Raw genomic sequence first — 11,519 nt, forward strand, 5'->3', positions numbered from 1 at the left:
GAGGTTCGTATGAATATTTTCACAGAGGCTGCAAAACTTGAAGAGCAAAACCGCCCATTTGCGCTGGCGCAGATTGTCGATAGCCGGGGTTCCACGCCCCGCCATTCGGCACAGATGCTGGTACATCAGGATGGGTCTATCGTCGGGACTATCGGCGGTGGCATGGTGGAGCGCAAGGTGATCGACGAGGCGCTGCTGGCGTTACAGGAGAGAAAGCCGCGTATGTTTCATGGCCGGATGGCCCGCAACGGCGCTGATGCCGTCGGCTCGGACTGCGGCGGCGCAATGTCGGTCTTTATTAGCGTGCACGGCCTGCGTCCGCGACTGGTGTTAATCGGCGGTGGGCATGTGAACCGGGCGATTGCCCAGAGTGCGGCGCTGTTAGGGTTTGATATTGCCGTGGCGGATGTTTATCGCGAGAGTGTTAATCCGGAGGCTTTCCCTCCATCTGTACAGTTGTTACATGCCGATTCTTTTACCGCGGCAGTGGATGCGCTGGAGATCCGTCCGGACAACTTTGTGCTTATCGCAACGAATAATCAGGATCGGGAAGCGCTGGACAAATTGATCGAGCAACCCGTCGCGTGGTTGGGTTTGCTGGCAAGCCGCCGCAAAGTGCAGTTATTCATGCGTCAGTTGCGGGAAAAGGGTGTCGGTGAAGAGCACATTGCCCGCCTGCATGCGCCTGTGGGTTACAACATTGGCGCCGAAACGCCGCAGGAAATTGCGGTCAGCGTGCTGGCGGAGATCTTACAGGTCAAAAATAATGCGCCTGGCGGACTGATGATGCGCGCCGCGCATCCGTCCGGCCATCAGCGCGTAGTGATTCGCGGTGCAGGGGATATTGCCAGCGGCGTAGCGCTGCGATTGTTCCATGCCGGTTTCAAAGTGATCATGCTGGAAGTGGAAAAACCGACCGTCATTCGCCGTAGTGTCGCCTTTGCGCAGGCCGTCTTTGATGGTGAAATGATCGTGGAAGGCGTGACGGCACGGCTGGCCACCTCGTCGGCAGAAGCGGCGGCGTTAGCCGAACGCGGTTTTATCCCGATTCTGGTCGATCCCGCAGGTTCGTTGATCGATGCGCTGAAACCCGTCTGCGTAGTGGATGCGATTCTGGCGAAACAAAATCTGGGTACGCGAAAAGAGATGGCTCCCGTGACCATTGCGTTGGGGCCTGGGTTTACTGCGGGTGAAGACTGTCATGCAGTGATTGAAACGAATCGTGGACACTGGCTGGGGCAGGTGATTTACGCCGGTTGTGCACAGGAAAATACCGGGATACCCGGCAATATCATGGGGCATACCGCACGGCGTGTGATCCGTGCGCCCGCCGCAGGCATCATGCGCGCCAGGGTGAAACTAGGCGATCTGGTGGAAGAGGGGGACGTCATTGCCTGGATTGGGGAGCATGAAATCAAAGCGCCGCTGTCGGGGATGGTGCGCGGCCTGCTGAGCGACGGTCTGGCGGTGGTGGGAGGATTTAAGATCGGCGATATCGATCCACGCGGCGAGACGGCCGATTTTACCAGCGTCTCCGATAAGGCGAGAGCGATAGGCGGCGGTGTGCTGGAGGCGCTCATGATGCTGATGCATCAGGGGGTGAAGTCAACGAATGAGGTGCTTGAAGTGGCGTAATGTGAATGGCCAGATGGCGCCATGTTTATCCGGCCTGGGAGGAGCCAGGCCGGGTAAGCGAAGCCCCCCGGCGAACGCATAAGATTACTGGCAGATCACGGTTCCGGTTTTTCCTTCAATCCCTTCTTTCGCTTTACTGAGCACCGTAATCAGGGCTTCCCGACCGGGACGGGAGCGAGCGAACGACGCTGCGGCCTCAACTTTCGGCAACATAGAACCTTTGGCGAAATGCCCCTCGCTGATAAAGCGTTCCGCATCACTCAACGACAGGCGATCCAGCCATTGCTCATTTTCTTTACCGAAGTTAATGGCCACTTTTTCGACCGCCGTCAGGATAATAAGCATATCCGCATCGATCATCTCTGCCAGGCGAGCGCTGGCCCAGTCCTTGTCGATCACCGCACTGGCGCCACGCAGATGGTTGCCTTCGCGAATCACGGGAATTCCCCCTCCGCCCACGGTAATGACCACCTGTCCGGCCTCAACCAGCGCGTTGACGGTCTCTTTCTCAATGATGTCCACCGGCTTAGGCGAAGCCACGACACGACGATAACCGCGACCGGCATCTTCTTTGAGTGTATAACCTTGTTTCTCCAGCTGTTCCGCTTCCTGCTGCGTGAAGAATGAACCGATGGGTTTAGTGGGATTCAGGAACGCAGGATCGTGGGCATCGACTTCTACCTGCGTCACCAGCGTGGCGACCGGTTTGTGCATCCCGCGTGAGAGCAATTCTTCGCGTAGTGCGTTTTGCAGATCGTAACCGATATAGCCCTGGCTCAATGCCACGCAAACGGACATCGGCAGCATTGGCGAGTGCGCCTCTGTTTTTGCCGCGGCTTCGAATGCCTGGTTAATCATACCCACCTGCGGCCCATTACCGTGAGTCACGATAACCTCATGACCCTGCGCAATGAGATCCACAATGGCCTGCGCGGTGATTTTGACGGCCTGCATCTGTCCGGCCAGATCTTCACCCAGCGCGTTACCACCCAGCGCGAGCACAATTTTCTTCCTCATTTTTCCTCACTTATCATACACAGTTGTCTGTTTCATAAGCGCCGGTTGGGGTAAACGGCTTACGTCGTAAGAAGCGGCCCCGGCCTGCTTTCCCTGTAAAGACGCCATCGCAGAAGATCGTTTCGCCACGCGACAGCGTTCTGACAATCGCACCCTGACAGCGGAACCCCTCCCAGGGCGAATAATCGGCGTTATCGTGCAGGTGGGCATGATGGATCGTCTGGCTCTGGCGAGGATCGATAATCACCACATCGCCATCAGAACCTGGCGCCAGTAGCCCCTTCTGCGGCCACAAACCGAACAGCCTGGCAGGCATCGCACTGGTTAATGCGACAAAGCGCTCAGGGGTAATTCGCCCGCTCATCACGCCTTCGGAAAAGAGCAGTTGCAGGCGGTTTTCGACGCCGGGCAAACCATTCGGGCAGCGGCTGAAATCGCCGCCTGAGATCTGCTGGCGCTGCGCCATTGAGAAGGTGCAGTGGTCAGTCGCCACGACGTCAATGGCGCCGTCACTGATGCCGCACCAGAGCTTGTCCTGCTCACGTACATTGCGTAACGGCGGGCTGAGAATGAAGTTCAGGCCGTCTTCCCCGTCATAACGGCGTTCATCCAGCAGCAGATATTGTGGACAGGTCTCTATCCACACGGGCTGGTGATTCGCTTTCGCCAGGCGTAAATAGTCCAGCCCCAGACCGTTGGATAAGTGGACGATGTACAACGGCGCGTTCCCCGCGATCTGCGCAAGGTTAATCATCCGGGCGATGGCTTCGGCTTCACATTCCAGCGGTCTGCTCAGGGCGTGATAGCGTGGCGACGTTAAGCCAGCGGCAATGAATTCGGCCCGTTTACTGGCGATGGCGGCGTCGTTTTCCGGGTGGACGGTGGTCAGCGCGCCGGACTTGTGCAAACGACGCAGCACCTGCAAGGTTTCATCATCGTTGAGTTTGTACTGGTAGGTCAGATAGAGCTTAAAGCTGCTGATGCCTTCTTCCACCATCATCGGGATCTCGTCGAGGATGGCATGATTGACGTGCTGAATGACGCCGTGGAAGCTGTAGTCGATCGCCGCTTTGTGCGCGGCGTACCCCTGGTAGACCTCCAGTTGATGACGCAAGCGACAGCCCGTCGGACCAAATCCCATATGGTCGATAATGGTTGTTGTACCGCCACACGCAGCAGCGCGGGTACCGGTAAAAAAATCATCACAGCTACGGGCGAGTCCGGTGTCGATATTGAAATGCGTATGTACATCAACGCCGCCGGGAAAAACGTAGCATCCCGCAGCGTCAATCACTTCGCACGAGGGGGGCGGCGTAATCTCCGCGTCCAGTTGACGAACAATGCCGCTCTCAATCAGCAGGTCCTGTTTTGCCTGTCCGTCGGCGTTAACGACAATGCCATTTTTAATCAATACACGCATAGCACACTCCAGAAATCCCCCGGTAAACCGGGGGAGACAGATGGATCGTTATTTCGTTGCCAGCCAGGACAGTGGAATGGCAGCGTACATCGCGGCGCAGGTCACCAGATGTGATTTCCAGGTTTTTTCGTTTGGCGCGTGGGCTTCGGGTTCTTTACCCGGACCAAAACCGATCACCGGAATACCGTGACGTCCCATAATCGATACACCGTTGGTGGAGAACGTCCACTTGTCGACCACCGGCGCTTTGCCGAACAGGCCTTCATAGGCATTGACCAGCGCTTTGACGGTGAAGTGATCTTCTTCCACTTTCCAGGTTGGGAAGTAGCATTCGGTCGGGTAAACCAGCCCGGTCCAGGAGGGGCGGTCATAGTTGTACATCGAGACCACCGCATTGGCTTTTTTCACTGCCGGCAGGGCGCGGATCTCTTCCAGCGCGCCTTCCCAGGTTTCACCCCAGGTCAGACGACGGTCGATAGAGACAGCGCAACTGTCCGCCACGGCGCAGCGGCTGGGTGAGGTGAAGAAGATTTCGGAAACGGTTAAGGTCCCTTTACCGAGGAAATCATCCCAGGCCAGATGTTGTGACAATTCCTGCAACTCGTTGAGGATTGGGCCCATTTTGAAGATGGCGTTATCACCGCGTTCCGGGGCGGAACCGTGGCAGCTAACTCCCTGCACATCAATGCGTATTTCCATGCGTCCGCGCTGTCCACGATAAACCTGGCAATCGGTCGGCTCGGTGCTGACGACAAATTCCGGACGGATACCGGATTGCTCGATGATGTACTGCCAGCACAGACCATCGCAGTCCTCTTCCTGTACCGTACCGGTGACCAGCAGCGTGTACTCATCTTCCAGGCCGAGATCTTTTATGATCTTCCCGGCGTAAACCATGGACGCCATGCCGCCTTCCTGGTCAGACGTGCCGCGTCCGCCGATCAGTTCGTCGGTCTCCATCCCTTCATAGGGATCGAAATTCCAGTTGTTGATGTTGCCGATACCGACCGTGTCGATATGCGCGTCCATTGCGACCAGGCGCGGACCATGGCCGATGTACCCCAGAATATTACCCATCGGATCGATCTCGACTTTATCGAAACCCACTTTCTCCATTTCTTGTTTGATGCGATGGATAACGCGTTTTTCATCGCAGCTTTCGCTGGGAATGGCGACCATGTCGCGCAGGAAACGCGTCATGTCTTCTTTGTAGTCGTTTGCTTTTTCAAGAATCAGTTTAAAAGGAATGTGCTTAGCCATGACTTTTCTCCAGTGTTCGCTCCCGAATCTCCTGGGGAGCGTTTTTCAATAGGGGTTACAGTGCGACCGGATGTTTGCCTTCCCAGACCACTTCTCGGTAGTGCTTCACATCGGTATCGCCTTCAGTACTGATGACCAGCACAACGGCATCTTTATCTAACGCCAGTTTGTCCATTAGGGCCTGGCGCTGCGGGTGATGATGGACGGCAGCCAGAACGCCCAACCCTACGGCGCCGGACTCTCCGGAGATCACGCGTGGGTCGCTGCCAAAAGGATTACCCAGCACGCGCATGCCCAGCGCGGCGACGCTGTCCTGGCAGGAGATAAATTGGGTGGCGCAGTTGCGCAGAATTTCCCAGCCGAGCGGGTTAGGTTCACCACAGGCCAGACCGGCCATGATGGTCGCCATATCGCCCCCGACGTTGACGATGTCGCCTTTCACGCCGGAACGATAAATGCAGTCCGCTTTGTCGGGTTCGACGATAATGCTGTGCAGGTTTTGCGGGCCATAGACGTCGACCAGGTAGCCCAGCACGCCGCCCGCCATGGCGCCAACGCCAGCCTGTAACAGCACGTGGGTCGGCGTGACGCCCAGGGCACGCATTTGCTCAACGGCCTCATCGGCCAGCGTGGCGTAGCCCTGCATAATCCAGGTGGGGATTTTGGTGTAACCTTCCCAGGCGGTGTCCTGCACCACTTCCCAGCCGTTTTGTTGGGCGTGCTGCATGGTCAGACGGACGGTATCGTCATAGTTCATGTCGGTGACGATGCACTCTGCGCCGAGGTTGAGAATGGCGTCCACGCGCTCTTGCGCCGAGCCTTTCGGCATGTAAATCACCGCATGTTGTCCGAGCTGTTGTGCCGCCCAGGCAATACCGCGACCGTGGTTACCGTCGGTGGTGGTGGCAAACGTCATTTTTTCGCCGATGGCGTTTTTGAGTTGCTCGAAAGAGAGCGTCTCAATATCAAGATGATATTTCTCGCACAGCAGGCAGGCGATGGCCCAGGCTCCGCCGAGCATCTTGAACGCATTTAGTCCGAAGCGTTTTGATTCATCTTTGACGAGAATTTTCTTCACGCCGAACAGGCAGGCAAGGTCATCCAGCGCACAGAGCGGCGTTGGGTGGTAGCCAGCGATCTTTTGATGAAACTGACGAGCGGCTTTGGCCTGTTTTTGCGAAAAAAGGGGCGACGTTTCACCGTTATAAAAGCGATTGTCGGCAATATCGATCTTCAATGAGAAAACGGACATATCCTATCCTTTTGGCCTCCGGAAAGGAGAGCCGACCGGCAGGTCGGCTCTGGGGGTTATTTCACGCGCGGTTGCGCTTCTTTCAACAACTGCTCCAGCAGCACGCCAGGCTTCGGATATTTGCGGGAGAGGATCATCGCGGCGATGATGTAGGGCTTCCAGCTGGCTTCTTTGTACGTCGCGATGCGGTATTTTTCGAATACGGCGTCGGTGACTTCCCCTTCTTTGCAGGAGACACCGCTGATATCCGCAGGTAGGCAGTGCATATACAGCGCTTCGCCGTCGCGGGTGAGTTGCATCATTTCTTCAGTGCAGTGCCAGTTTTTATGCTTTGCGTTCTGCTCAAGGCACTGTCTTTCCAGCTCTTTCAGGGCTGCGTGGTCATTAGCGCGCAGAAGTTCGGTACGTTCTTCCATCACTTTGTAAGGTGCCCATGATTTCGGATAGACGATGTCGGCATCTTTGAAGGCTTCTTCCATGCTGGTGACCTGGCGGAAGCTGCCGCCGGACGCGTTCGCGTTGTTTTTCGCCACTTCAATCACGTCCGGAATCAGGTCATATCCTTCCGGATGTGCCAGGGTGACGTCCATACCGAAGCGGGTCATCAGACCGATAATACCTTGCGGCACGGAGAGGGGTTTGCCGTAGCTGGGTGAGTAGGCCCAGGTCATGGCGATTTTTTTACCCTTAAGGTTTTCCAGCGAGCCAAAGTGTTCACGCAGCCAGGCCAGATCCGCCATCGCCTGCGTCGGGTGGTCGATATCGCATTGCAGGTTAACTAACGCCGGACGCTGCGGCAGCACGCCCTGTTTGTAGCCGTCATCCAGCGCGGCACCAACTTCACGCATGTAGGCGTTGCCCGCACCAAGATACATGTCGTCGCGAATACCAATGGCGTCGGCGCAGAAGGAGATCATATTGGCCGTTTCGCGGACGGTTTCGCCGTGCGCGATTTGTGATTTTCCTTCGTCCAGATCCTGCTGAGCCAGGCCGAGCAGATTAAGGGCGGACGCATAAGAGAAGCGGGTACGGGTGGAGTTATCGCGGAAAACGGAAATCCCTAATCCACTATTGAAGACTTTGGTCGCGATGTTTTCGGCACGCAACATCTTCAGCGCAGCAGCGACGTCCAGGACTTGTTTCAGTTCATCCGGCGTCTGTTCCCACGTTAGCAAAAAATCCTTCTCGTGAAGGTGTGAGGTCAGCGAATTGATATCCTTTATCAGCTCATTAACAGTTTTCATTGTAAGGTCCTGGTAGTGGAATGACGGCAAGGTGGCTTATTCGCGGTAATGACAAGCGGCATCACCGATATACCAGGGACTAACAATAAGCGTGCCAAAATGAATCCGGCGGCGGATAAATGGGAATTCATCAGGCAATATGTGGTACGGATCACAGAATAAGGCTATCTGTCATTCGCCATGAATATACGAAAACGTTTGGCTTAATAAATAGCGCAATTTGTCAATGAACCGACTGACAGAATAATACCCGGAAGAAGAGTAAATACCGTCAGTTTGATAAACTCACCCCGCTGATTCTCATATTGATATAGAAATGTGATTTCTCTTGCATATTTTCATTATAAAATGATAAAGAGCCTGTGTTTTTATCAAAGCAAATTTTGTCTGAGTTAGTATCCTTATATTCTACGAACCATCAATGTCTTCAATGATCAATCATTTAAGTGATTCCGGAAGGTAAGACTATGGTGCTTGCAACAACGCAGTCCGTTTTGATGCAGATTCAACCTACAATTCAGCGTTTCGCCAGAATGCTTGCCAGCGTTTTGCAACTCGAAGTTGAGATCGTCGATGATAACCTCTGCCGCGTTGCGGGAACCGGCGCTTACGGGAAATACCTCGGACGCCCGTTGAGCGGTAACTCCAGACTGTTGCGCTATGTACTGGAAAGTAAAAAAGAAAAGGTCGTGACGCATTCCCGCTTTGACCCGTTGTGCGAAGGCTGTGATAGCAAAGATAATTGTCGCGAGAAGGCTTTTCTGGGAACACCGGTCATTCTGCAGGACCGCTGTGTAGGCGTGATCAGTTTGATCGCCGTAACGCATGAACAGCAGGAACATATCAATGACAACCTGCGTGAGTTTTCAGATTATGTTCGCCATATATCCACCATTTTTGTTTCAAAACTTCTTGAAGATCAGAGTGGCAGCGACAACATCAGTAAAATATTTTCGACAATGATCGAGAATATGGATCAAGGTGTATTGGTCATTGATGAAGATAACCGTGTACAGTTCGCGAATCAAACCGCGTTAAAAATTCTTGGCGCGGCGCAGAATAATATGGTGGGAAAGTCGGTCAGGTTTCGGCCATTAACGTTTGAAAGTAATTTCACTCACGGACATATGCAGCATATTGTCTCCTGGGATGATAAAAGTGAACTGATCATTGGTCAGTTGCATCATGTGCAGGGACGGCAATTATTCCTGATGGCCTTCCACCAGTCGCATACCAGTTCCTCTGTATCGATTGCCACCGATGAACCGCATATTGAACAACTGGTGGGTGAATGCCGGGTTATGCGCCAGCTTAAGCGGCTGATCGGTCGTATTGCCCCCAGCCCGTCCAGCGTCATGATTGTGGGGGAAAGCGGTACCGGAAAAGAGGTGGTCGCGCGCGCCATTCATAAACTGAGTGAACGACGCAATAAACCGTTTATCGCCATCAACTGCGCGGCGATACCGGAACCGTTGCTGGAAAGTGAACTGTTTGGCTATGTCAAAGGCGCATTTACCGGCGCTTCCGCCAATGGGAAAACGGGCCTGATTCAGGCGGCAAACAGTGGAACGCTATTTCTCGATGAAATTGGCGATATGCCCCTGATGCTACAGGCTAAACTGCTCAGGGCAATTGAGGCGAGGGAGGTGTTACCGCTTGGCGCGAGCAGTCCGGTTCAGGTCGATATCCGCATTATTTCCGCCACCAATCAGAACCTTGGGCAGTTTATCGCCGAAGGCAAATTCCGCGAAGATCTGTTCTATCGACTGAACGTCATCCCACTGACCCTGCCACCGCTACGTGAACGACAGGACGATATTGAGCTACTGGTGCACTATTTCCTGCATCTGCATACTCGCCGTTTAGGGCTGGTCTATCCGGGGATTGCACCGGATGTGGTGACCCTGCTCAGACACCATCAATGGCCGGGAAATCTGCGTGAATTAAGTAACCTGATGGAATACCTGGTCAACGTGGTTCCTTCTGGCGAGGTGATCGACAGCACGCTTTTACCGCCAAATCTGATCAACAACGGTAAAGCGCCAGAATCCGTTGGCGCGGTCGCTCATGCGGCGCAGTTGCTGTCTGAGGACACCGGCGGAACCGCGCTGGAAGAGATGGAAAAGCAGATGATTCGCGAAGCGCTATCCCGCCACTCCAACAAAAAACAGGTGGCGGATGAGTTAGGCATCGGCATTGCGACGCTTTATCGCAAGATCAAAAAGTATGAGCTGTTGAACGCGTAACTATTCATGCAGGCGCGTTCAGGTTGCATCGGGGCGACACACGCGTGAACGTTGTCAACCCGAAGGCAACCTGAAGGATGAGGCGTTAATTATTCAGGCTCTGTGCAGCGCTGGACGGTATCGACAATCATCTGATAACCGGTGCAACGGCACAGATTTCCCGCCAGGCTGCGACGGATCTCCAGAATGGTTAATGGTTTTTCCCGCGGCTTTGCCAGCAATGCGGTGGTCGCCATAATCAGACCCGGCGTGCAGAAGCCACACTGCACGGCACCGGATGTCGCATACGCCATCTGAACACGCGAGAGCTGACTGCCAGCCGATTCACCTTCCAGGGTGCGGATCTGTTTTCCTGCTGCCCACACGGCAAGGTACAGGCAACTGTCGATGGCCGTGCCATCAACCAGCACCGTACAGGCCCCGCATTCACCGACACAGCATCCCTGTTTGACGCTCAACAACCCTTGTTCGCGCAGGAGTTCAGAGAGCGGCATCCCTGGCATGATGCTGAGCTGAAAAGGGTGATCATTAATGACGCATTCCAGCGTGATTCGGTTAGTGTCATTCATTGCAGCTTTCCTCCCGCCGCGACAACGGCCTCAGTAACCACTTTCCGGGTCATCGTCTGGATGAGATGCAGACGAAATTCCTTACTTGCCCGCCAGGAAGAGCGCGGGGCGACATCCTGCAGAACGGATTCGGCGATCGCGTCCAGCGTCTGATGAGTCAATGGCGCATTTTGCGCCGCACTCTCCGCATGCTGACAGCGGACGGGTGTGGGAGCCGCAACGCCGAACGCCAGGCGAAGTTCTTTGACACTGCCGTTATCCAGCTGGCATCGTGCTGCACAACCAATGGTCGAGATATCCATCGCATCGCGCATGGCATATTTAAAATGCGCGCTGCCGGTATGCGCCCTGGGCTGCGGTGGGAAATGAAAGGCAACAAGGATTTCATCTTGCTCAAGAGCGACTTTTCCGGGGCCGGTGTGAAAACCGTTGATGCTGGTAAAACGCACCCCCTTTGGCGAGGTGATCTCAAGCGTGGCGTCATAAATCAGCGTTGGCGTCGCCGAGTCTGCGCTGGTTGCGCCATTGCAGATATTCCCGCCGTAGGTGGCGACATTACGGATTTGCGGTCCGGCGATGGAGGTGGCTGCCGCACACAGGGCTGGCAGATGTCGTTGCGCGACGGGATGCTCGATAATCTCGCTAAAGGTGGTGGCGGAACCGATACGCAGCCCCTCTTCCTTCGTCAGGGTAATGCCTTGTAATTCGGGCAGATCATGAATATCGACGATATGACGGTAACGCGCATTATGATGATGGAGCTGGATCAATACGTCGGTTCCGCCTGCGAGCAGTTTCGCCTGCGGATAGCGCGCCAGCAGGCTGATCGCCTCGGCAATGTCTGAAGCGCGATGATAAGAAGCAAAGTCAAACATG

General features: G+C 54.9%; 9 protein-coding genes. 2 read left to right on the forward strand and 7 right to left on the reverse strand.

What is annotated here, in order from left to right:
• The first annotated feature begins 9 nt into the window (after nt 1-9).
• Nucleotides 10-1,635, forward strand: coding sequence for a selenium-dependent molybdenum cofactor biosynthesis protein YqeB (yqeB, locus tag WM46_RS24340; RefSeq protein WP_102603594.1), 1,626 nt, complete (start codon nt 10-12; stop codon nt 1,633-1,635).
• Between the two features lie 84 nt (nt 1,636-1,719).
• Here yqeB and arcC read toward each other — a convergent pair whose 3' ends face one another.
• Genes arcC through ygeW form a run of 5 tightly spaced genes read right to left on the reverse strand, consistent with a single transcriptional unit; the run spans nt 1,720 to nt 7,828 of the window.
• The gene (gene arcC / locus WM46_RS24345) at nt 1,720-2,652 is read right to left on the reverse strand and encodes a carbamate kinase (RefSeq protein ID WP_046483274.1); all 933 of its coding nucleotides are present in this window, start codon (nt 2,650-2,652) and stop codon (nt 1,720-1,722) included.
• 13 nt (nt 2,653-2,665) lie between these two features.
• Nucleotides 2,666-4,072: a dihydropyrimidinase gene (hydA, locus tag WM46_RS24350; RefSeq protein ID WP_102603595.1), complete on the reverse strand. Its 1,407-nt coding sequence runs from the start codon at nt 4,070-4,072 to the stop codon at nt 2,666-2,668.
• A 48-nt stretch (nt 4,073-4,120) separates the two neighbouring features.
• Nucleotides 4,121-5,332 (reverse strand): YgeY family selenium metabolism-linked hydrolase, encoded by a 1,212-nt coding sequence (locus WM46_RS24355; protein ID WP_046483268.1) that lies wholly within the window; start codon nt 5,330-5,332, stop codon nt 4,121-4,123.
• Nucleotides 5,333-5,387: 55 nt separating this feature from the next.
• Nucleotides 5,388-6,584: a diaminopropionate ammonia-lyase gene (gene dpaL / locus WM46_RS24360; protein WP_046483266.1), complete on the reverse strand. Its 1,197-nt coding sequence runs from the start codon at nt 6,582-6,584 to the stop codon at nt 5,388-5,390.
• 56 nt (nt 6,585-6,640) lie between these two features.
• A complete protein-coding gene (ygeW, locus tag WM46_RS24365; RefSeq protein WP_042999387.1) occupies nt 6,641-7,828 on the reverse strand; it encodes a knotted carbamoyltransferase YgeW in 1,188 nt (395 codons plus the stop codon).
• 467 nt (nt 7,829-8,295) lie between these two features.
• Between ygeW and WM46_RS24370 the strand changes: the two genes are divergently transcribed.
• Nucleotides 8,296-10,074: a sigma-54 interaction domain-containing protein gene (locus WM46_RS24370; protein WP_102603596.1), complete on the forward strand. Its 1,779-nt coding sequence runs from the start codon at nt 8,296-8,298 to the stop codon at nt 10,072-10,074.
• An 89-nt stretch (nt 10,075-10,163) separates the two neighbouring features.
• On the opposite strand, the gene xdhC is transcribed toward WM46_RS24370, so the two are convergent.
• Both xdhC and xdhB read right to left on the reverse strand, forming a co-directional pair.
• Complete coding sequence (xdhC, locus tag WM46_RS24375) at nt 10,164-10,643, reverse strand: xanthine dehydrogenase iron sulfur-binding subunit XdhC (protein WP_102603597.1); 480 nt, start codon at nt 10,641-10,643, stop codon at nt 10,164-10,166.
• Nucleotides 10,640-11,518 carry a xanthine dehydrogenase FAD-binding subunit XdhB gene (xdhB, locus tag WM46_RS24380; RefSeq protein ID WP_102603598.1) on the reverse strand — a complete coding sequence of 293 codons (879 nt, stop codon included), beginning with the start codon at nt 11,516-11,518 and terminating at the stop codon, nt 10,640-10,642. Before xdhB ends, xdhC begins: the two co-directional genes overlap by 4 nt.
• Nucleotide 11,519 lies beyond the last annotated feature (1 nt).

Source organism: Citrobacter freundii complex sp. CFNIH2, from assembly GCF_002880615.1.
GTDB classification, from domain to species: Bacteria; Pseudomonadota; Gammaproteobacteria; order Enterobacterales; family Enterobacteriaceae; genus Citrobacter_A; species Citrobacter_A amalonaticus_F.